This window comes from Faecalimonas hominis, from assembly GCF_054660755.1.
Window position 1 is genome coordinate 22,208 of sequence record NZ_BAAHSH010000050.1, and the last position, 23,082, is coordinate 45,289.

The following is a 23,082-nucleotide window of genomic DNA, read 5'->3' on the forward strand; positions in this document are numbered from 1 at the left end:
AAAAACTATATGAAGAATATTATTGTTTATGGTAGTCGGTTTGGACAATTTTATCTTGAAGCGCTAAAGCGAATGAAAGGAATAAAGATAGTAGGTTTATTAGCCAAAGGAAGTGATAGGAGTTATGAATGCGCAAGATATTATAATATTCCTCTATATACTTCATTAGATGAAGTAGAAGAAAGGGTAGATGTTGCTTGTGTTGCTGTGAAAACAGGGGCACTAGGAGGCGAAGGCGCTAATATAGCAAAACAATTATTGAGAAAAGGAATAAATGTTCTGTTGGAGCAGCCAGTTCATTATAAAGAATTGGGGGAATGCTATAAGATTGCGCAAAATCAAAAAGTGTATTTTGGGGTTGGTAACTTGTATTTGAACCTACCTGCAGTTCAAAATTTTATACGTAATGTCCATATAGTTAGTAAGACAGAAAAAATAGCATATATTAATGTTGATTTAGCGACTCAGGTTTCCTATCCAGTAATTAGTATTTTGGGCGAAGTGCTTCAGACACTTCGCCCATGGGAGAATGTGGGAAGTATATGCGGTCATGTGCCCTTTCAGACGGAAACTGTAAAGATTGGAGATATTCCAATAAGTTTCAGAGCACATAATGAAATCGAAAAAGAAAATATAGATGGATTTTTACATATGCTGTTTCGGATTAGTGTTGGATTTGCAGGTGGACAATTGACATTGTTTGATCCTGATGGTCCTGTTATTTGGAATCCTAGAATTCATTTCCCGGATGAAAATATTATACCAGGGCGATTAGAATTCCATTCACCTTTAAATATGGATGAACAGAATTCATTTATATTATATAGTAGCGAGAAGAAACAAAAAATGATTTTTAAGGATGAATGGCCTTGTGCAATTGCAAAGGATATAGAAAAAACTGTAGTGGAACCGACAGAACCAACTATTCAATATATACAAAGGATTTTGAATAATAGTCATGCTTGGCAACTTTTAATGAAAGGACTGGGATATCCTGAGATTGTTTCGGGGAGTTTTTATAGTTACTATCCGTCAGAAAAACTTTTGAGAGAAAGTACCTCTTTGTTTGAAAAAAGCAGTGCCTTGCTTGGTGGTATGGCAGTATTTAATAATATGTGTCTAAAAACAATGTATTATTATTTGCAGCAGAATATCAAAGAAGTAAATAAAGGATATACGAGTGATGAACTGATAGAACGAATAGGAGTGAAAGCTGATTTTGTTCCCATAATACATCGTTGGCTTCATGTGCTTAACTCTAATAGCTATATAAGAAATGAAGAAAAAGAATATTATTTTGAGAAAAAAATGCATTATTCAGAACTTGAAAAAATTTGGGTGGATGGTAAAAACGTTTGGGAAAATGCAAATTTAGGAACTATATCCACATATGAATATTTTAAGAATAATGCTTTAAAACTTAACTATATCATGAAAGGGGAATTAAATCCTACATTACTATTGTTTCCGGAAGGTCAGATGTATGTAGCGGATGATTTGTATTCAAAGACACCAATTTCAAGTTATTATAATCAAATGATTTCGGATTATGTTAAAAGTGAATGTGAACTGCGTGAAGGATGTAGACTGTTGGAATTAGGAGGAGGAACGGCTTCAACAGCCAAGCCTATTATCGAAAAAATAAAATTTCTTAGTGTAGAAGAATATTTTTTTTCTGATATTTCAGATTTTTTTGTAAATCGTGCTAAAGAGTTATTCTCAGGAATTCGGTTTATTGAATATTTAAAAATAGATATTAATAATGATTTTGTTAGCGATAAAATAAAGGAGGATAGCGTAGATATAGTAATTGCAGTAGGTGTGCTGAATAACGCAAAAAATATAGAAGTTACTTTAAAAAACATCAAAAAAGTTTTAAAAAAAGATGGAAAGGTAATTATCGTAGAAGCAATTGGTGAATCTGTTCAAATGTTAATATCCCAAGCTTTTATGATGCAAGAGCCAGATGATGCAAGAGCCGAAAAAAATGAAACTTTTTTAAAATTATATCAATGGCACGAACTGTTTCAGAAAGTTGGATTTGCTGTCGAAAAAAGTTTGCCAACTATTGATTCTGAACTGTGCGTGTATAATCAAAAGGTATTTGTATTAAGTTGCCAGTTGGAGGATAAATATAGTGGAAGTAAGTAAATTGATTCAAAATATGCGGGAACAAGGAATTGGTATTTGGACTGAAGGTGGGAAAATACGTTATTTAAAAAAGGATGGGAAATTAGATGATGATATAAAAAATATTTTGATTTATAACAAAAAGGAAATTATAAGTTATTTTGAAGAAGAAAGGGAGCGTTTCGATAAATTTCCACTGACGGATATTCAAATGGCTTATTTGTTAGGGCGAAAAAATTCTTTCGAGTATGGGGATGTGGCAAGTCATCTATATTTAGAACTGGATTATCCGGCCTTGGATTCTGTAAAAGTACAAAAGATTTGGAATCAGTTAATTGATAAGCATGATATGTTGAGAGCTATTGTTTTAGAAGATGGGACTCAAGAAGTATTAAGAGATGTGGCAGAATATCCCATATATATATCTACAAAATGTGAAGAAATACGCAGCAAATGGTCTGATAAATACTATAATACTGAAACGTGGCCTATGTTTGATATTGGTGTAACCGAAGACAAAGAAAAAACTACATTGCATTTATCGTTTGATTTTTTGATTGCAGACTGGGCAAGTATTTGGACATTATTAATAGAATTTGAGACAATATACTACAATAAGGGTAACGGGGATGAAAAGTGTGCTATTTCATTTCGAAATTATGTACTTAATGAGATGGGAATGAAAAACAGTAGTCGATATCGTAGAGATAAAGAGTATTGGAAAAATAGACTGGATATAATTCCTGAAGCGCCAGTTCTCCCGATGCGATCGAATGCTGAAAAAAGTAATAAATTTATTCGTATGGCAAGGAAATTATCGGCTGAAGACTGGGAAAAAATAAAGTTTTTTTCAAGTCAAAATAGTGTGACGCCTACAGCGACTGTGCTTTCTATATTTGCTTTGTGTATTGAACGCTGGAGTGTAAACAAAAAATTTTCATTAAATCTAACTACACTCATAAGAAATAACAAATATACGGGTATTTACAATACTATTGGAGACTTTACTAGTGTAGATGTTTTAGAAATTGATTTAAGTGAGAAAATAATATTTGCTGATTTTGTAAAAAATGTAAATAAACAAATTTTTGAAGATTTGGATCATAGTTCATATTCTGGGATCGAAGTGATTCGCGATTTGCGAAAGAGAAGAAAGAATCCGATGCTTTTCTTTCCTATTATTTTTACAAGTTCTATTGGATTGATAAAAAACGATGGGATGGTTGGGAAAGTTAATAATAATGGAATCAGTCAGACGCCGCAGGCTTTCTTAGATTGTCAAGTTATGGATAATGAAGAAGGTTTATTTATTAATTGGGATATCCGAAACGGTATTTTTGAAGAAGGAGTTATTCAAGATATATTTTGTACCTTTTTAACATATTTGAAAAAAATTTCGGAATCCGTTGAATTTTGGAATCAACAAGCAAATGTAGAATTACCTGAAAAGCAAATGGATCAAAGAAAGAATGTAAATAGTACTTTTAAAGAGATAAAGATGGATACTCTGCAGAACCTATTTCTGAAGAGTGCTTTAGAAATGCCGAAAAAAACAGCAGTCGTGGATGAATGTGGAGAACATACATATGAAGAACTATTGTGGACTGCATATGGAATAGCAGATGAATTGCAGAAATGCAGTTGTAAAGCAGGTGACTATGTTGGAATCAAATTGAATAAGAGTTTTTTTCAGATTGCGAGTGTTTTGGGAACTTTGTTGATTGGAGCAGCATTTGTTCCGATAGACAATGACCAACCAGAAATTCGTGCAGATAAAATACTGGAGATAGCAAAAATCAAATGCTTAATTGGAGAAAAAGAAGAAACTCATAAATATAGAGAAAAATATAAATGGATTGACAAAGACAGTGTCATTTTAAAAAAGAGTTATGATGAGATTGTTAATGACAACTTTGATGATGTGGCATATGTGATTTTTACGTCTGGATCCACAGGTGAACCTAAAGGGGTAGTTATCGAGCAGCAAGCTGTTGTAAATACGATTATAGATATAAATGAAAGATTTCAGGTAAAAGATAAAGACAGTATTCTGGCGCTCTCACAATTACATTTTGATCTTTCTGTTTATGATATTTTTGGAATGTTAGCTACAGGTGGAACAATAGTAATACCAGAAAAAGTTAGATATAAAGATCCGTCTTATTGGCTTATGTTGGTAGAGAAGTGGAATATCACAGTTTGGAATTCTGTGCCCGCCTTTATGGAAATGTTTGTAGACTATCTTGAACGATTCTATAAAGGAGAAAAATTGTCAATTAACAAAATATTGTTGTCAGGTGATTGGATACCAGTAAAGTTGCCAGAAAAAATTTGCAGATTCTTAAAAGATGTTCGAATATATTCACTAGGAGGGGCTACGGAAGCTAGCATATGGTCTATTTATCACGAGTGCAAAATGGGTGAATCATATAATAGTAGCATACCGTACGGTGTTCCTTTAAGTAACCAAGGTTTTGAAGTGCTGGATGCAAATATGAAACCATGCCCAGATATGGTACAAGGAGAACTATATATAACAGGAAAAGGGTTAGCAAAAGAGTATTTGGGAGATGTTTCTAAAACACAAAGTAGCTTTTTTTGGTTAAATAATAAACGAATATACAAAACCGGGGATTTCGGCAGATATTTAAGGAACGGAGAGATTGAGTTTTTAGGACGCAAAGATTCCCAAATAAAAATTTCGGGGCATAGAATTGATACCGGGGAAATAGAAAATGCAATTATGGATTGCTGCTCGGGGAAAAACTGTTGTGTAACAACAGTAGATTGGAATAATGAACCAAAGTTGGTTGCGGTAATTGTTCCAAAAGAAGATGAAAAAAAAGATGAAAAGAGTGTACGGGAAGCATTGAAGCGATACTTACCTCAGTATATGATACCGTTTTTTTTGCAATTTATTGATGAAATACCATGTACTTCAAATGGTAAAGTCGATAGACAGGCAATTCGGAAACTCTTTATTGATAAAAGGGATGATAAGATTCAACATAAAAGATGGGAATTAGAAAATTTAATAGACAAAGAAATTTATTCGATTTTAATCAGTGTCTTAAAGGTTGATGCATTATATCCAGATGATAATCTATTTGAATTAGGGGCAGATTCCTTATTAATGGCACAGATTGCGGGCAGAGTAAAAGAAATTATAGAGCAAACTAAAACATCCGTCACTTTTGATGAGATTCTACGCCAAATATTGAATAATCCTACGGGGGAAGCAATAACAACCTTTGTAAAGAGCAAGCAGAACATTCTAACATCTGAGAATGTACGAACTGATGATTTTAGAATTATAGAGAAAACTGCGAAGGATACAGTATATATTTTTTTCCATACGGCATTAGGAACAACTAATTGTTATCGCTTTGTAGAAAAGGAATTACGAAAAGAGGATTTGGGAGATTTTCTATTTATAAATGTAGAAGATGTAGAATGGTATTATTCAATACAATATCATGAATTAGTTGATAGAATTACAGACGAGTATGTTCGGAAAATAGAGCAACTTCACTATAAAAATATTAATCTTATTGGATATTGTCTTGGAGGTATTCTTGCATTAAATGTAGCTGTAAAATTGCTGGAGAAAGGAATCGAAGTAAATAATCTGTTTGTTATAGATAGTTATCCTGTTTCCGGGAAGGTAGAGGATGAATTTATAGATGAAGTGATCTTTTTGCCTAACTATCAATTAATGCTTTCGGAGGTTCTGGAAGATGTCGATGACTTTAAGGTAATGGAATTTATTACAGAAGTGAGGAAAAGAAATAATGGTAATATCCCTCAAAATACTTTCTTTAACATTATAGAGAAAGATAGCAAAATGAAAAACAATAGTGGTCTTTGGGAATTTGTTAATAGTACAAAAGAAAAAAGATTTGAAGCCTACGCAAAAGCCATTGAGAAAAAAACTTGCATTAACGTGAGTGCTGAACTGCTAGAAGCAACATTTGAAATTTATCAGCATGGATTTAAAGGTGCAAATGTAGAATTACCTTTTTATAGTGGGGATATTTGTTATTTATCAGCATGTGAAGAACAAAAATATTTTTTTGCAGATAAAAACCAAAATTTAGAAATGTGGAACGATATATGTCTTGGGGAATTTGAAGTGATAAATGTTCCGGGAAATCATGTTACATGCATTCATAGTGAGGAAAATGCCACATTGCTAGCACAAATAATTATAGAGAGGAATATAAGAGGATGAAGAAGAATATAGGAATTCTTGGAGCAACAGGTTTGGTAGGATCATCTGTGTTATCTGCGTTACAAGGGAAAGGGTATGCTTTACTTATAGGGGCACGTAATCAATATAAACTTCAGTGTTTGAAAGAAGAATTTTCAACAGAGAATATAGAAATTATACAGATGGATGTATTTATTCCGAAACAAGTTGAAATGTTCTGTTCGCAATGCGATGTAGTCATTAATTGTACATCTCCCGCATCTATAGTTGGGACAAGGATAGTTCGAGAGTGTATTAAGCAAGGGAATGATTATATTGATCCATTTGGAGAAGGAGATGTCGAGAAATATATTGTTGATAATAAAAGTATGATAGGGGATAAAAAAACTAGAATTATACTATCATCAGGTACATATCCAGGATTATCAGAAGCTCTATTTAAGTATGTGGCAGAAATACATAAAGGAGCTGAGGTATCTATCAAAGAATACTTTTATGGAAATAGTTATTTTTCGCATGGAGCTACACAAGATGTAATATCAAGTATGATTAATAATAAATCTAAAAGCATGAGTTTTTTTTATAAAGACGAAATTATTCCATGCAAAATGAGGATAGGGGAAAGTATATGTATAGATGAGAAAGTAGGAACAATGTATCTGTATCCTATTATTAGTAAAGATTTTCGAAGAGTGTGCAAGGAAACAGGAGTCAAGGAAGGTTGTTTTTTTAACACATTTTCTGATCTGTCTTCCATGGCTAGTTTTTTTGAAATTGGAAGCAAAATATATCATTCGAATAGTATGGATACTTTTGGATATACAGAGCAATTGGAAAAAATGTATAGGAACAAAAGTACAGAAAATGAAAAGACTATATTTTGGTTTGGTATAGAACTTGTAAATGGAAATGATGTAGAAAAAAAACTTATGTCTTTTGAATATGCGTGTAACTGGAATTCCCTATCGGGGTATGTTTGTGCGTTGGTGGCAGAATGGTGCCTAAACGATGAAATTTCAAAAGGAAAGGCATATAATTTAGATGAAATAGAAGGTATTCAAAAATTTATAGAGAGTCTTCCGGGAGAAATAAAACAGAATATAGTTAAACTTTAATCAAAAGAATTCTATTTCAAAAATAATATTCAAATGAATCAAAAAAAATCTATTTGGATTTAAAATGCCTTTTTGGAGTAGAAAAATATTATCATATCTGTTATATTACGTTGAAGAAGGTTAGAACTGGCTAACCAAAAGAAGGAGGATGTTATAATGAAGAAACTACAAGGAAAAGACCTTATTAACGTTGGAATCTTTACTGCAATTTATTTCGTGGTATTTATGGCCGTTGCTATGTTGGGTTTTATCCCTATTTTTTTGCCACTGCTGATTGCGATTGCGCCGCTTATTGCCGGCATTGTTATGATGCTGTACTATTCTAAAATCCAAAAGTTTGGAATGGTGTCTCTGACCGGTTTGATCTGTGGTATTTTGATGCTGCTCACAGGTATGGGATATTGGAGTATTATTACCGGTTTTGTTTTTGGTGTTCTGGCTGATCTAATCTTGAAGTCCGGCGATTATAAGAGCGCAAAGAAAGGGATCATTTCTCATGGGGTTTTCTCGATGTGGATTATTGGTAATTATATTCCTATTGTTGTAACAAGGGACAGCTATTACCAAGATTTGATTACCGGCTATAGTCAGGAATATGCCGATGCGATTATGGGGTATATCAGTGCATATACACTTCCGCTTCTTTTGATTGCCGGTTTTGTCTGCGGCGTGATTGGCGCTATCATCGGACAGAAGATTTTTAAGAAACACTTCAAAAGGGCAGGTATTGCATAATGCGTCAGGAGTTATTAGCAAGTCAGAAAAGCGGCAGAGGAATACTGTTAGACCCCCGGACGAAACTCGCTTTGCTTATCACAATTTCCGTATTTGTTTTAAGTGGAGGCATTGGTGTAAATTCCAGACAGTTCGCTCCTGTTTTGTCGGCAGTTCCTCTGATATTGATGCTGACCGAAGGGGCATGGAAGGGGTCATGTATCTATTTTGCCTTGTACGGTGGCAGCTATCTACTGCAAATACTGTCACTCCCGTACTTGTCAGGACTGCCAAGTTTTTTTGTTGTTGCAGTTTGTGGCTTTTTAATGAGGTTTGTTCCGGGAATTATGATGGGATACATTACAGTCAAAACAACCACCGTCAGTGAATTTGTTGCTGCCATGAAGAAGCTGCATTTGCCGGAGCAAATTATTATTCCAATGTCTGTTATATTCCGCTTTTTCCCAACAGTTGTTGAGGAATATAATGCGATAGGCGATGCTATGAAAATGCGAGGGATTCGCTTCGGCGGAGGCAAAGCAGGTGCAATGTTGGAATATAGGCTTGTTCCTGTAATTATGTGTTCTGTTAAGATTGGGGAAGAATTAAGTGCTGCAGCCCTGACGAGAGGATTGGGCGGACCGGTTAAGAGAACAAATATCTGCGAAATCGGTTTTCATGTGCAGGATATTCTTTTCTTGTTATTGTGTGCAGTGGCTTTTGCTATTCCGATTGCAACAATGATTGCAGGGAGGTAGGATTATGATTGAATGTAAAAAAGTTTCTTTTTCCTACCCTTCAAATGAAAGTATCGACGGAGAACGTGAAGTACATGGAACGCTGAAAAATATAGACCTGTCTATTAATGATGGAGATTTCGTGTTGCTCTGCGGAACATCAGGATGCGGCAAAACTACATTAACTCGTTTGTTTAATGGCCTGATTCCGCACTATTACGATGGCAAGCTGGAAGGTAGAGTCATACTCGATGGCAAAGATATGAGTAGCCTGTCGTTATTTGATATATCAAAAAAAGTGGGTTCTGTTTTTCAGAATCCACGTTCTCAGTTTTTTAATGTGGACACGACCAGTGAAATTGCTTTTGGATGTGAAAATCATGGGCTAGCCGAGGAAGATATACTGGAACGGGTGGAGCGCGTTTCCAAGCAGTTAAATCTTATAAACCTGTTGGATAGAAGTGTTTTTTCCCTGTCGGGCGGAGAAAAGCAAAAAATCGCTTGTGGTTCTGCCGCTGCTGTGGAACCGGATATTTTTGTTTTGGACGAACCATCTTCCAATCTTGATGCCTATTCCATAGCTGACTTTCAGGAATTGTTGAAAATACTAAAAGCACAGGGAAAAACTATCATCATTGCGGAGCATCGGCTTTATTATCTTTATGATTTAGCTGACAGGATTATCTATTTAAGCAATGGAGAAATACAAGGGGACTATAATTTGTCGGAATTTCAGTTGATTCCGGCATCAGAAAAGGCTAAAATGGGATTAAGGCCACTGGGTTTGTGTGACTTTGCAGACATTGATCCTGTCGGTCTGCATCAAGGACGGGGAATGTGGAAACTTAACCATTTCCGTTTTGCGTACAAAAATCAGCCGGAAACGCTTCGTTTGGAAGAAGTTGAGATTCCTGCTGGAAATGTAACGGCGGTCATCGGGCATAATGGAGCGGGAAAAACAACACTATCCCGTTGCTTGTGTGGATTGGAAAAACGCTGTAAAGGAATTCTTGAAAAAGACGGCATATCCTATGCAGGTAAAAAGCGTCTGAAAATATGCTATATGGTTATGCAGGATGTGAACCACCAGCTTTTTACTGAGAGTGTTTTAGAAGAAGTTTTACTGAGTATGCCGGAAAAGGATTCGGACGATTCTCCTGAAAATATAGCAAGGGCAGAAGCCATTCTGAATGAAATGGATTTACTCCCGTACAAGAACTGTCATCCGATGGGACTGTCAGGAGGACAAAAACAACGTGTAGCTATTGCATCAGCGATTGCTTCTGAACGTCCGCTGATTTTATTTGATGAACCTACCAGCGGGCTTGATCTTTTTCATATGAGACAGGTAGCCGATTCGGTCAAAGAGCTTGCTAATTCAGGAAAAACAGTTATGATTGTGACCCACGACCCGGAATTTATACTTAGATGCTGCAATCATGTGATTCATCTGGAAAACGGAATGCTGGAAGAAAGCTATTCCCTCTGGGATATGGAAGGACGAGAACGGCTATTAAACTTCTTTATACTGGAAGGGGGCGGCGGAAATCAAACTGTTTGATGGTAAAATAAATTGCGGATCAAATGTAAAAAATGTCATTGAAACTGAGGATTGTGTTGTCCTGCAAATTTTTGACGAAAGCGGCGAAGGGACAATGACAGCTCACAAAATTTTTGATGGCGCTTTTGTGATGTATAGTGATATGCACCTAAAAGAATGCGTTTCTCATTTTCAGAGTAGTACAGGCAGTTCGCTTCTCTATATCGACCATTGCCGGGAGGGACGAATCGAAAACGAAATTGGCAATCATGCTTATGGCTATTTACAGGAGCATGAAATGCGAGTTGATAACAGGCGTTTCCATTCGGGACGAGTTTGCTTTCCGCTTTGCCATTACCACGGGATGACGCTCGGGTTTGATTTGGAAATTGCTGTGCCAGCCCTCAGAGATTTTTTTGGCGGGTTTTCGGTTGATTTATATGAACTTCAAAAGAAGTATTGTAACGACAAGAAACCGTTTGTTATTCATAATGAGCCGGGAATTGAACATATTTTTTCAGAACTTTACTTTGTCCCGCAGCAAATCAAAGGAGACTACTATAAAGTAAAGGCACTGGAACTACTTTTGTATCTGGACGCTTTGCAAATTTCCGAGTCCAAAGAGGAACGTCCTTATTTTTATAAAGGGCAGGTAGAGAAAATAAAAGCAATCCACGACCTGATTACAACGGATTTGCAAGAGCATTATACAATGGATGAATTGGCTGAACGGTTCCAGATTTCATTGACGGGCATGAAAAACTGTTTCAAAGAGGTTTACGGAGATTCCATGTATTCTTATCTTCGCCGTTATCGAATGAATATCGCTGCTACAATGCTCAGGCAGGATTCCAAAAAGGGGATTGCAGAAATTGCCGGAGCTGTCGGATATGAAAGTCCCAGTAAATTTGCAACGGCCTTTCGTCAGGTGATGGGACAAACGCCTATGGAGTACCGAAAATCTTTTTTCTAAATGGTGCATAAATGCCGTTTTGGAGAGGAAAGAAGAATCGAATACTGTTACAATGAGGATGGTTAGCAAGGACTACCCATCCTTTTTCTTTGCTAGCTAAAAAGAAGGAAGGTGATTGTAATGGAACAACAAAAAGATAACTGGGTTAAAATTCTGTTTTCCTTTGCCGAGCCATGCAAAGGGAAAATGACCCTCTCAGTGTTATGTGCTATCTTGAGTGTTGCCGGAGGGTTTATTCCTTTTTGGGCTGTATATGAAATCCTGCTGGCATTTATCAACCGAACTGTAACATTAAATTGTATTCTGATTTGGTGCATGGTTGGGTCGGCAGGCTATTTGATACGGGTTTTCTGCTATGGAACTTCTACGATCCTGGCGCATATTTCAGCCTATACTATTTTGGAAGGAATCCGTCTGAAAATTGCGGATCGACTGATGAAAGCTCCTCTTGGCGAGGTGATGGGGCGGCGAATCGGCTATCTGAAAAACATAATCATGGATAAAGTTGAGGATTTAGAGCCGCCTTTGGCGCACATGATCCCAGAATTGACCTCTAACCTTCTGCTCCCTATTGCAATTTTTATCTGGATGCTGGTCATCGACTGGCGCATGGGATTGGCGGTATTGATTGCTCCGATACTGGCTATGATTCCTATGTTTTTCCTGATGAGGAATTATAATAGCCAGTATGCCGCTTATATGGAGGCAAATAACCATGTCAACAGTATCATTATCGAGTATGTGGAAGGTATCGAGGTTGTAAAGGCTTTTAACCAAAGCACAAGCTCTTATGAAAAATTTGTTGGTGCTGTCCAGTCATTCAAGGACTTTACTCTGGCATGGTTTAAGAGTACATGGAAAACCATGAACTTGATGATGGCAATTATGCCGACAACGCTCCTAGGGGTTCTTCCTGTCGGCCTTTTGCTGGTGCAGAATGGAAGTATCTCCCCTGCGGAGCTTGCAATGGGGATTATCCTTTCCCTCAGCATTGTTGGACCGTTGATGAAAGCAACCACTTTCATTAACGAAGCAAAGTCTATGGAATATGCAGTAGAGGCGGCAAATGAACTTTTGAACCTGCCTGTACTGCCGGATTCAGGGAAAATCGTATCTATTCCTCACAATGATATTGCGTTGAAGCATGTAACCTTTTCCTATGACGGTTCCGAGCAAAATGAAGTGTTGCATGATGTGAACCTGGAATTGCCAGAGGGAAGTTTTACGGCACTTGTAGGACCGTCTGGCGGCGGTAAATCAACGATTGCCCGTCTGATTGCAAGGTTTTGGGACGTGACAGGCGGCAACATTACCATTGGGGGGAAGAATATCAAAGAGTTGTCTATACGCCAGCTTTCCGAACTGGTCAGTTTTGTGACGCAGGATAACTTCCTGTTTAATTGCTCCCTGAAAGAAAACATCCGTCTTGGAAATCCAAACGCCACAGATGAAGAAGTATATGCGGCGGCGAAAGCGGCCTGCTGTGATGAATTTATTGTGCGTTTGGACAAAGGATATGATACCCCTGCCGGTGATGCCGGAAAGAGGCTGTCCGGCGGCGAAAAACAGCGAATTGCGATTGCGAGGGCGATCCTCAAAAATGCCCCGATTGTTATTTTGGATGAAGCGACAGCATTTACTGACCCGCAGAACGAAGATAAAATTCAGAAATCTATCATGGCGTTATCAAAGGGTAAAACTCTTCTTGTGATCGCCCACCGCCTTTCCACCATTCAGAACGCAGATCAGATTGTCGTGTTGAAAAAAGGCCGGATTGTGGATTGCGGAAAGCAGAAAGAATTGTTGAAGCGGTGTCCGCTTTATGCGGATATGTGGAAAGCCCACATCGGGGCGAAGAATTGGTCTGTGAGTGAAAAGAAGGAGGTGGCCGCTCATGTTTAAGTCTATGAAACGGATCATTAAATGGGCGGGGAAATATAAGGGACGCCTCTATCTTGGCTCTGTTTTTTCCTTTTTCAGCAGCCTGTCTACGGCGATCCCTACAATGGCTGCCGCTTATGCCCTTGATAAAGCAATCGCAGCTTATTGGGCAGGCAACACAATAGAATCCTCCCTGATCTGGCAGACGCTTTGGATTATTGTTGGCTCGATTGCGCTTAACTTTCTACTCTCTTATTTGCGGGCGGTGTTGCAGGAAAGCATTGGTTATGAAGTAGCCGCAGGGCAGCGAATCCATTTAGGCGATGTGCTGAAAAGGGTTCCTCTGGGATATTTTTCTAAAAACAGCGTGGGCGATATTCTGACAGGTGTTACCACGGAGCTATCCACACTTGAATTGCAGGGAATGAAGATGGTTGACATCATCATCAACGGATATGCAAAGTTTATTGCAATTCTCCTGTGTTTCCTTTTCCTGAGTCCAGCCGCAGCAGTGATTTCTGTTGTCGGCGTTGCCTTTTCCTCATTGGCCTTACATGGTATCAGCAGGCATAGTGAAAAGACCGCTGCTATCACGCACCAGGCCATGGAGGATATGTCTGGCTCTGCGATTGAATATATCCGCGGGCTGTCCATCGTTAAATCGTTCGGACAGGAAGGCGCTTCTATTGAGAGTTTCCGCAACGCAAATAAAGATTTGAAAGATATTCATATCAGAGTAGAAAAAGGCTATACGCCATTTAATTGTTTGCATCTGTTTGCCTTGAAACTGGCATCGATGGGAATTGTATTCATCTGTGCATGGCAGGCTCTTGAAGGGCAAATGAGCCTTGCCTATTTCCTGATGTTTGTCCTGTTTTCTTTCGTGGTTTTTGGAAGTGTGGAAAACGTTAACGATGCGGCGCACATGTTGGGGCTTATAGATTCAGCTATGAACAAGCTGGAATCTCTGGAAAATGCAGATTATATTGACCAGAACGGAAAAGATATTACGCCGACTTCTTATGACATCGCCTTTCAGGATGTGTCCTTTGGTTATGATAAAAGGATTGTGCTGCATGATGTAAATTTCAGGATTCCTCAGAATACCACAACAGCGATTGTAGGCCCCTCTGGAAGCGGAAAATCTACCATATGTAGTCTGATCGCCCGCTTTTATGATGTTAATGCCGGAACAATTACTTTGGGTGGAACAGATATTCGTGAATTTACCTGCGATAGTCTGTTAAAGAACATCAGTATGGTGTTCCAGAATGTGTATCTGTTTCGGGATACGATTCGCAACAATATTAAATTCGGCAGCCCAGATGCTACGGAGGAACAGATCATTGCTGCCGCAAAAAAAGCGCGCTGCCATGATTTTATCATGGCCCTGCCAAATGGGTATGATACCGTAATTGGTGAGGGTGGTTCGTCCCTCTCTGGCGGTGAAAAGCAGCGGATTTCGATTGCAAGAGCCATGTTAAAAGATGCTTCAATTGTTATTTTGGATGAGGCAACAGCCAGTATTGATCCAGAGAACGAGCATTTGATTCAGGAAGCTATTTCTGCTCTAACACATGGTAAAACAATCATAACGATTGCCCATAGGTTAGCAACGATTGAAAATGCGGATCAGATTCTCGTTATTGATGGAGGAACGGTAGTGCAGAAAGGAACTCATAAAGAATTACTGAAACAAAAAGGAACCTATCGAGATTTTATTAGTATTCGTGAGCAGGCTGAAGGTTGGAGAATTCAGTAGATTACGAAAAGAAGTTGCAGGAAAACGCAATATTCAGAAAATACCATTGGTTAATATTTGATAGGAGTGATTTGAGGTTTTGTGTGTTTTCTGGCATAATGTATTGAGATTAAAAAAAGTCATTTATAAACATTGTTGTGCAATTTGTGTTCTTGAGATGCAAGGAGTATTCTGCACATTGTTTGTTTATGGATTATGACTGCTTGCAGAGTGCGGTGTTAAGTTTGGATTAATTTAATATGTCGTTGGTATTTTAGGAAAGCAAAAAATTATAATTATAATAATGAAAAATTTGCTTTCCTAATGAAACGGCATACCTAAATATTAGTAAGAGGTTATCATGAAAATAATAATTATTATTATCTTATTGGCATTTATTATTCTTGCTTTGAGTTTTTTGCTTACGTTCATAATGTATCGTATGCAGTTTGGAAAGAGAATAGATATTTGTGAAGCGGATAAAAAATCAGATATTCCCAGAAGAAAAAAAATAGAATTTTATTCGGGAAAAAATAAATTAACAGGATATTTCTATGGAATTAATCAAAATAAAGTTAATAATAAGGTTGTTTTGCTTGTGAATGGGTATGGAGTTACGTATAATGCTTATATGCCAGAAATATGTGAACTGATAAACTGTGGATACCTTGTATTTTCTTATGATATGACAGGATGTGGTGAAAGTGAAGGAGAAAATATAAAGGGATTTGCACAGTTTATTATAGATGCCCAAAATGCTGTACTATATTTAAAAAAACAAGGACTAGATAAAATTATCGCATTTGGGCATAGTACAGGTGCATATGCTGTGGCGGCATTGTTGAATATACAGAAAGAAAATTTGAATAAGGCAATTATAATATCGGCCTTTGATGTTCCAAATAAATTTGTGAGAATGTGTATGCAAAAAAACATGAAATGTTTTGCATATTTATTACAGTTTTGGATAGCTGTATTTGAAAAGATTCAATTTGGTAAGTATGCATTACTTAGTGGAAAAGATGGCGTTAATAAATATCAAAAACCTGTGTTAATTATACAGGGGGCTAAAGATGATCAAGTCGAAGTAAATAATTCGTTATATAGTTTACGGAAAGATATTATCAATAATCAGGCTGAATTTTTGTTGGAAAAGAATAGAGGTCATTATCCTACAAGGATTGAAAACGAAAAGGATATAGTAATAAACAAAGAGATATTTGAAGTGATAAAAGAATACATTAAAGACACTTAAATGAATTAATGTATTAATTGCATACAAAAAAATAAGGGATAATAATAGTTTTTCACTGCATTTTGCTGTTGCAACAAAATAAGAGATATTGTGTTCCGGCGCAGTAAGATAGTTTTTCAAAGGAAATTTATCAAAAAAATTAGTCAGGCAAAAGATAGGAGGTGCTTAATGGCATTACATGAATCAGCAGAAGATTACTTAGAAGCTTTATATCTATTACAAAAAAGTTATCAGAGGTACGTTCAATCAATCTTGCAGATTTTCTCGGATACAGTAAACCAAGTATTACGAATATGGTAAAAATTTTGATTGATGAGAAAATGGTTCAAAAAGATGACAAGGGTATTCTTAGTCTGACTCAAAAAGGAAGTGAATGTGCGAAAGAAATTTATGAAAAACATTGCTTCTCTTATGAGTTATTGGTTTCAGCCGGAATTGATGATAAACTGGCGCAAAAGGAGGTTTGTAAGATGGAACATGATTTATCTGAAGAGAGCTTTCAAAAATTAAAAGAATTGTTCAAAAATATGAATGCACCCCGGAACCGTTAGCAATGCTGGATATTAAGCTATTGCTGCTATATCTTTTGTAGTACTATGAATACCATTTAGTGCAAAAGTATCAATATATTGTACTTGAAAATGTTGACGAAAACAAAATCTAGTGCCATGATAAATGCGTAAACAGTTTCATTCGGGGAATATCCTGAATAAGAAATTTCATCTCGAAATGATCCGGGATTTGAAAGCAGATTGTGCGAAACGCACCGAAGAAGTCTGTTCGGGCTTCTGTAATATTGGTTCAGGCATTAGCCTGAAAAGACAGAAATGACATCAAAAAGCAAAGAATTGTTTTTTGGTGTTTTTTTTATGTTCAGGCTGGCGGAAGGAGGGAAGACAAGAACAACCTTTGATTGATTATAAACGAGCAGGAATGCGGGAAACAAAATGAAAACTAAAAAACAAAGAAAATGATGTGGAGCGAGAAAGGAGTGTTTACGTTCCTTTTTTGTGCTTTTGGAAAATGATCAAAGAAGGACAGTGGAGAAAGGAGTGAAAACGTGCATATCCATGAATTTGCCGACTGCTGAGAATTTGCTCAGGAGAGGCAATTGAAGGAACAATTCCGGCAACGCAGGAATACAGGGATTTTGTGAAGAACCTGCATTCAAAGCAGATATTAAATATGCAGGTCATTATCCCGTTTTATGAAGTCCGGTTCCAGTATGAAACAATCCGAAAGAACCTTCGGACTGGGAAAAAGTATTTTTTTGCGAGCAATGGCGAGCATGAAGATATTGATCTGGAGATTGGGATGAAGCTGGAGAATTCAGTAGATTACGAAAAGAAATTGCAGGAAAACGCAATATTCAGAAAATACTATTAGTTAATATTTGATAGGGGTAATTTGAGTGTTCCAAGGCCTAATGGATAGAGATTAAAAAAAGCCATTCATACAATTGTGAATTCTTCGTGTACTTCGCATTAAAGCAAAAACGAAGCAGGAAAAACTTGCCAAATTCCTTGATTTTACGCACTTTCTGATTGAATTTTTTCTTGGGAATGTGGGCCTCCTTAGTGTAATATCATACTAAAGGAGGTCCACATGTACTACAGTTTTACGGTGCCGATTCCAAAGCACAGGGAAAAATTACCCGGATGAAAAAAGGAAATCTCACATACATTCAGTTCGAAACTGGTCGCACGTATTACCCGGAAAAGAAATACACGATCCCTGTGCGGGTCAGCATCGGAAAACTTGATCCAAACCATCCGGAAATGATGTACCCAAATAAAAAGTTTTCTGACTGACATCTTTTCCGACTCTCCTATGCCGGAGGAACGCCCTGAAGCTTATCGGAGCTGCGTCCTCCGGATCGGAACATATATTGTGATCCAAAATGTATTGAAAGAGCACAAGCTTCCCGGAATGCTCGAAAAACATCTCAGTCAAGACTATGGGACACGGAGGTCGGATTATTACATAGAAGCTCTGGACAGAAAAATTGAAAGACTTCAGGAAAAAGATAAGGAATACAGTGTTCTTGCTGAGGAGCTTTACACACTGTTGGATGAACGACATCCGGAACGGAAAATCGAGAGGGCAAAGCAGGCGTTGTATAATGCATACGTGGAAAGCGAGCGTTCATTGGATGAAATCATTGACTTGATTCGGAATGTCGATGAATGGATATAGGTTGGATTTAGTTGTAAAATTTCTGGAAGTTCACAATGAAAGATTCGCTCAGTCTTTTGAAAAAATGCTTTTGATGGCACGGGAGAAAGAAGGCAGATGAGGAAGTATAGATGTAGAGGAATAACAGAAGCTATAAAAATCTAAAACAAAAACAGAAGAGTACAATAGCAGATAAAACATACAAGATGTACTTGAAGTTCTATCTTGAAAATCAGCGAATGCCGGATGTTGCTGAAATGAATGATATTTGCAAAAGCTTATTTGTAGCAGTTAAAGCAATCGCTCCCAAAACAGAATATGAAGAGTTTTATAGAATTGTTGAGAAACGTGAAACAGGGTATGAAACTCGTATACTAAAAGACATTCAGAGTGGAATTACACTAGAAACATTTATGGCAAAAGGACATAGGAAAACGCCGGAAGAAAAAGCAGCTGTTGCGAAACAAAAGAGGAAACAGAGGCGAGCAAAACGGAAAAAAGAAGCAAGAGATAATCTGACCAAAGAAGAGATCTTGCAAGATGACCGATTTTTCTGTATTGCTGGTTATACCTCCGGAGGTGCACCGTATGGTGTCACCTGGGAGGAAAAGGATTTGAAACCTTGGGAAGATTTGGAAGAAAATGAGTGAGTTGCCAGTGCAATCTTATTTTTCTCTTGTGACAGAAACAGGTTCCTTTTTTGCCGGAAGTAAGTCTGAACTGATCTCAGGAGCATCGAGCAGTGCAGTGAAATTCTGCTGAATGATATCCAGTGTCTTTTGTTTTTTCTGTAATTCTTGTTTTTCCCGGACAGCGGCAGACTGTTCCGATTCAAGATTTTCAATCTGCTTTTGGATTTTTTCAGAGCTTGGGATTCTGGTAACGCCCAGATCCTGAAGCTCTTTTTTTAATGAATCGTGAAGTTGGTATTCTGCCTGATGCCTGGTGCGGTATGCTTTTGGATTTTTGACAGATTTGCAATCTTCAATAACTTTACGGCAGAGTCGGTAAGAATCACAATGCTTTTGAATAAGTTTTTTGGTCCCAAGTTCAGTGTTGATTTCTTCAATCCGCTGATCTGTTGCTTTAATAGAATTTTCAATATCGAAAACGTGCTGCTTGAAATCTTCATAATTCAGCAGGTTATTTTCGGAAAGATAGTTGAAGGTGCGGGCTGCCTCTTTTAGATTACTTAATTTTGCCCATCGTTCAAATCCTTCTCGATTGCCAGTTGTAACATACGTGGAGATATTGACATACAGGCGAGCTTCTCTGGACAGATGCCTTGGAGCTTTTACTTTGTTACGATTTTTTGACAGACGGATGCGGACATTTTCTTCTGAATAATAGCTTCCAAGAGATTTCATATAAGTGAAGTTTTTCTGTTCCGGTGCACGGAAGGACAGGTGTTTTCCCTGTCGGACTTCATATCCGGCTAACTGCATTTTTTGTAAAAATTCCTCATAGTTGATGGAAGTCCAGATTGCTTTATCAACTGCAACACGTAGCTTGGCTTTCCAACTGGTGCCACGATGATATTCCATGTTCTCCTTATAACCTTTGCCTTTTTCTCCGGTTGGCATACTGGTGGCAAGTCCATTTTCATGACAGATACGATTGCTGATTCTGCAGAGCTTATGGTAGCTCCGCTTATTAGAAACATATTTGTGGTAATCAACAAAGCTTGCAGCGTTGAAGATGATATGGTTATGAATATGATTTTTATCAACATGGGTGCTGATCACGTATTCATATTTTCCTTTTAGTACTTCATCTGCGAATTGCTGCCCTAAGCGATGGGCGGTTTCGGCATCAACTTCTCCAGGTTTAAATGACTGGATTAGATGAAATGCCAGGTTATCGCCTTTGTCCATTCCATTCTTTTTTGCCATTTCTCTTGTCATGGAAAATTCAAGATCTGCAGTTTCTGGGGAACAGCCAAAACTGGAAACTAACAGTTTTTCATCTGTCTTATCTGGATTTGTAATATAGTTCAGAGCTTTCTTGTCTGTTACTTTAATGGGGAAGATCTTAAGATACGCCATAATTCTTTCACCATCTCTTTCAATTCTTGCATTTCTTCCGGATACAGATCTCCAGTAGTATTCACCTTCTTTGCAATCTGATTGATGTTTATGCCAATCTTGTGCATTTCCTCATACTGTTTCTTTAGTGGAGTGGTATCGGTGTTGACGATGTAACCGTCGATTGCCATTTTACGCAGATAAGCTCCCATGTTTTTTGTTTTGGATTCTATCATCTTTCTGCGGATAAGCTTCCTTTCTTCTTCAGTGACATAAAAATGGATTTCTTTGTTTCTCTTTCTTTCAGCCATTGGCGGGCTCTCCTTTCTGAGAGGGCAGTAGTATCGTTGCTTTCAGCATTTTTCAATTTAGGGCAGGGTTCCCTAAATTGGGATTTTTCGGAAGTGTATCCTCACTTCCTGTCCTTGCTGTTTTACCCCTCTATTAGTTAAAGTCAGGAGAACCGGAAAAATGCAAAAGAATTTGGCAGGTAGTATGGGATACGAAAATGTGGTATGATTATGGGCAGGATATCAGAAAAATCAGGAGTTGAATAGATTGTGAAGAAAGAAGAAATTTTTGAATATGTGCAGAAACAGTATGGCACAATGCCGGAATATTTATGGAGTAAACTATCGGACAGTGCAGTACTTCGACATAAAAATGGGAAATGGTATGCAGTGATCATGACGGTTGAAAAATCGAAACTGGGATTAGAGGGAAATGATCTGGTTGAAATCATGGATGTAAAGTGCGATCCAGAAATGACCAGTATGATTATTCAGACTTATGGATTTTTACCAGGATACCATATGAATAAACAGCACTGGATCACGATTTTACTGGATGGTTCAGTCAGTGAAGCGAAGATATTGGACTTTTTGGATATGAGCTATGACCTGATTGACGGAGCAGACAGAAAGGAAGAAAAATGTGAACAGCGATAGTATACGCATCTGTGCATCATGGAAATACAGAAAAATTAGTAAAGAGGATCGCAGAAGAATGTCAGGTGGATTTGATTGATGCTGTGAAACAGCAAGATGCAGACCTGAGCAGTTATGATATGATTGGGTTTGCATCAGGAATCTATTTTTCAAAGTTTCATCAGTCGATATTGGAATTTGCAGAGAAGAATCTACCGGACGACAAAAAGATATTTCTGATCTGTACTTATGGCGGGAGTGCGAATTATAAAACCATAGAGCAGATTTTGGATAAAAGACATGCCAGTGTGGTTGGAAAATTTGGCTGTAAAGGGTATGACACATTCGGACCATTTAAACTGGTTGGAGGTATTGCTAAAGACCATCCGAATGAAGAAGATATGAAAAACGCAGCGGACTTCGTAAAAGGATTACACTGATTTTTGAGTAAAAGGAAAACCGGGGATTTTACTCCTCGGTTTTCTGGCAGTTGTGTTTCTAGTCTTCAACCTGAAAAATATCTTCTACAGGCACTTTCAGGTAATGTGCCAGCCGGATTGCAATCTCAAGAGAGGGATTACGTTCTCCACGTTCGATGCGGCCTATAGTCTGGCTGCAGGAACCTATGGCTTCAGCCAAATCTGCTTGAATGAGATTCCGTTCTTCACGAATATCTTTTAGTGTATTATTGATTGCCATTCAATCACTTCCTTTGCTTATTGTTATCAGCAGGATCATGAACCTGCTGTTGAAATCTAATGAAATCCCGGAATTTCTGCACCTTTGCATTTCCCGATTACTTTTCCAAAAATCTTAAAAGAGTCAGATTCCAAAACCTGGATAGGACGATATTTTTGATTTAAAGAAATCAGATAAACACCATCTGGCTCATCGTGTAATTCCTTGATGTAAGTATTGCCGTTGAGATAGAAGATTCCAATTTCACCATTAGCAAGAAAATCTTTTTTCTGAATCCATGCAACATCGTCTGTATGATAAAGTGGCTCCATACTGTCACCGGAAATCCGTACACCAAAGTCAGTCTGCTCAGGAGCAAGGTGTCCTACATCATAGGTTTCTTTTACAGAATCCTCCAGGTAATTTCCAGTACCAGCAGAAACTGGTTCCCAGGTAATTTCTACAGGATGATGGAATGGGATAATTTTTGCAGACAGTGGAGAAAACTTTTTAGAAGCTTTCAAAATATCAGCAAATTCAATCAATTTATTTCTGCCTTCTTCATTCAATCCACTCATAATGTTATATGGGTTTTCTCCAAAGAAGGATTCATATATATCTTCGATATCAAGTAACTGGCAAAGTGTCAGGAAAACATGTAAAGCTGGTTCTCGTGCATTGGTCTCCCATTTGGAGATTGCTTTTGTAGTGACCTGAATACCTTCCTGAGAAAGCAGGTCTACAAGATCTGATTGAGAGTATCCTTTCTTTTTTCTATTTTCTGCTAATATTTCCCCGAAATCGCGCATTTGTTCGCCTCATTTCTATTTGAATTTTCTATATGCATTATACCGTATGTCAGAAATAAAATCAACAATAATCTCCAAAATGGAGAAAATACAACCAATATGTTACTTGACTATCTCCGGAATGTCGATATATACTAAACATACAAAAATTGATAAGATGAATTGTAAACCGAG

The 23,082-nt window shown here is 37.5% G+C and carries 20 protein-coding genes; 16 read left to right on the forward strand and 4 right to left on the reverse strand.

The annotated features are described in order from the left end of the window. The first annotated feature begins 9 nt into the window (after positions 1-9). The 14 genes from ACYQ35_RS09610 (at position 10) to ACYQ35_RS09675 (ending at position 19,121) form a co-directional block, all read left to right on the forward strand. Positions 10-2,151 carry a bifunctional Gfo/Idh/MocA family oxidoreductase/class I SAM-dependent methyltransferase gene (locus ACYQ35_RS09610; protein WP_118037246.1) on the forward strand — a complete coding sequence of 714 codons (2,142 nt, stop codon included), beginning with the start codon at positions 10-12 and terminating at the stop codon, positions 2,149-2,151. Further along, positions 2,138-6,361 carry a non-ribosomal peptide synthetase gene (locus tag ACYQ35_RS09615; RefSeq protein ID WP_117579901.1) on the forward strand — a complete coding sequence of 1,408 codons (4,224 nt, stop codon included), beginning with the start codon at positions 2,138-2,140 and terminating at the stop codon, positions 6,359-6,361. Before ACYQ35_RS09610 ends, ACYQ35_RS09615 begins: the two co-directional genes overlap by 14 nt. Then, on the forward strand, positions 6,358-7,455 hold the full coding sequence (locus ACYQ35_RS09620) for a saccharopine dehydrogenase NADP-binding domain-containing protein (RefSeq protein ID WP_117484503.1): 1,098 nt from the start codon (positions 6,358-6,360) through the stop codon (positions 7,453-7,455). The genes ACYQ35_RS09615 and ACYQ35_RS09620 overlap by 4 nt, the downstream gene beginning before the upstream one ends. A 156-nt stretch (positions 7,456-7,611) precedes the next feature. Further along, complete coding sequence (locus ACYQ35_RS09625) at positions 7,612-8,190, forward strand: MptD family putative ECF transporter S component (protein ID WP_118037247.1); 579 nt, start codon at positions 7,612-7,614, stop codon at positions 8,188-8,190. Next, positions 8,190-8,927 (forward strand): energy-coupling factor transporter transmembrane component T, encoded by a 738-nt coding sequence (locus ACYQ35_RS09630; protein ID WP_118037248.1) that lies wholly within the window; start codon positions 8,190-8,192, stop codon positions 8,925-8,927. The genes ACYQ35_RS09625 and ACYQ35_RS09630 overlap by 1 nt, the downstream gene beginning before the upstream one ends. A 4-nt stretch (positions 8,928-8,931) precedes the next feature. After that, the gene (locus ACYQ35_RS09635; protein ID WP_118037249.1) at positions 8,932-10,467 is read left to right on the forward strand and encodes an ABC transporter ATP-binding protein; all 1,536 of its coding nucleotides are present in this window, start codon (positions 8,932-8,934) and stop codon (positions 10,465-10,467) included. Positions 10,468-10,561: 94 nt separating this feature from the next. Beyond that, the gene (locus ACYQ35_RS09640) at positions 10,562-11,419 is read left to right on the forward strand and encodes an AraC family transcriptional regulator (RefSeq protein ID WP_015524564.1); all 858 of its coding nucleotides are present in this window, start codon (positions 10,562-10,564) and stop codon (positions 11,417-11,419) included. A gap of 120 nt (positions 11,420-11,539) precedes the next feature. After that, positions 11,540-13,321 carry an ABC transporter ATP-binding protein gene (locus ACYQ35_RS09645; protein WP_118037250.1) on the forward strand — a complete coding sequence of 594 codons (1,782 nt, stop codon included), beginning with the start codon at positions 11,540-11,542 and terminating at the stop codon, positions 13,319-13,321. Then, positions 13,314-15,062, forward strand: a complete 1,749-nt coding sequence (locus ACYQ35_RS09650) for an ABC transporter ATP-binding protein (RefSeq protein ID WP_459832849.1) — start codon at positions 13,314-13,316, stop codon at positions 15,060-15,062. Before ACYQ35_RS09645 ends, ACYQ35_RS09650 begins: the two co-directional genes overlap by 8 nt. A 340-nt stretch (positions 15,063-15,402) precedes the next feature. Further along, on the forward strand, positions 15,403-16,296 hold the full coding sequence (locus tag ACYQ35_RS09655) for an alpha/beta hydrolase family protein (RefSeq protein WP_117484510.1): 894 nt from the start codon (positions 15,403-15,405) through the stop codon (positions 16,294-16,296). Between the two features lie 305 nt (positions 16,297-16,601). Beyond that, positions 16,602-16,847: a metal-dependent transcriptional regulator gene (locus tag ACYQ35_RS09660; RefSeq protein WP_459832856.1), complete on the forward strand. Its 246-nt coding sequence runs from the start codon at positions 16,602-16,604 to the stop codon at positions 16,845-16,847. Between the two features lie 634 nt (positions 16,848-17,481). Next, positions 17,482-17,682 (forward strand): hypothetical protein, encoded by a 201-nt coding sequence (locus ACYQ35_RS09665; protein ID WP_118037253.1) that lies wholly within the window; start codon positions 17,482-17,484, stop codon positions 17,680-17,682. A 504-nt stretch (positions 17,683-18,186) separates the two neighbouring features. Further along, entirely contained in the window at positions 18,187-18,492 is a 306-nt protein-coding gene (locus tag ACYQ35_RS09670; RefSeq protein WP_147345279.1) for a hypothetical protein, read from the forward strand. Positions 18,493-18,728: 236 nt separating this feature from the next. Next, positions 18,729-19,121, forward strand: a complete 393-nt coding sequence (locus tag ACYQ35_RS09675; protein ID WP_233511523.1) for a hypothetical protein — start codon at positions 18,729-18,731, stop codon at positions 19,119-19,121. Positions 19,122-19,136: 15 nt separating this feature from the next. Here the strand turns inward: ACYQ35_RS09675 and ACYQ35_RS09680 are convergent, their stop codons facing one another. Together ACYQ35_RS09680 and ACYQ35_RS09685 are read right to left on the reverse strand one after the other, a co-directional pair. Further along, on the reverse strand, positions 19,137-20,516 hold the full coding sequence (locus ACYQ35_RS09680; protein WP_118037256.1) for a relaxase/mobilization nuclease domain-containing protein: 1,380 nt from the start codon (positions 20,514-20,516) through the stop codon (positions 19,137-19,139). Then, a complete protein-coding gene (locus tag ACYQ35_RS09685) occupies positions 20,483-20,806 on the reverse strand; it encodes a MobC family plasmid mobilization relaxosome protein (RefSeq protein WP_118037257.1) in 324 nt (107 codons plus the stop codon). The genes ACYQ35_RS09680 and ACYQ35_RS09685 overlap by 34 nt, the downstream gene beginning before the upstream one ends. A 249-nt stretch (positions 20,807-21,055) precedes the next feature. Between ACYQ35_RS09685 and ACYQ35_RS09690 the strand changes: the two genes are divergently transcribed. Both ACYQ35_RS09690 and ACYQ35_RS09695 read left to right on the forward strand, forming a co-directional pair. Further along, positions 21,056-21,442 carry an MmcQ/YjbR family DNA-binding protein gene (locus tag ACYQ35_RS09690; RefSeq protein WP_117484514.1) on the forward strand — a complete coding sequence of 129 codons (387 nt, stop codon included), beginning with the start codon at positions 21,056-21,058 and terminating at the stop codon, positions 21,440-21,442. After that, positions 21,439-21,861 carry a flavodoxin family protein gene (locus ACYQ35_RS09695; protein WP_118037258.1) on the forward strand — a complete coding sequence of 141 codons (423 nt, stop codon included), beginning with the start codon at positions 21,439-21,441 and terminating at the stop codon, positions 21,859-21,861. Before ACYQ35_RS09690 ends, ACYQ35_RS09695 begins: the two co-directional genes overlap by 4 nt. A 58-nt stretch (positions 21,862-21,919) precedes the next feature. Here ACYQ35_RS09695 and ACYQ35_RS09700 read toward each other — a convergent pair whose 3' ends face one another. Together ACYQ35_RS09700 and ACYQ35_RS09705 are read right to left on the reverse strand one after the other, a co-directional pair. After that, complete coding sequence (locus ACYQ35_RS09700; RefSeq protein WP_005344265.1) at positions 21,920-22,120, reverse strand: helix-turn-helix transcriptional regulator; 201 nt, start codon at positions 22,118-22,120, stop codon at positions 21,920-21,922. A gap of 56 nt (positions 22,121-22,176) precedes the next feature. Further along, the gene (locus ACYQ35_RS09705) at positions 22,177-22,908 is read right to left on the reverse strand and encodes a helix-turn-helix domain-containing protein (RefSeq protein ID WP_118037259.1); all 732 of its coding nucleotides are present in this window, start codon (positions 22,906-22,908) and stop codon (positions 22,177-22,179) included. Positions 22,909-23,082: the final 174 nt, after the last annotated feature.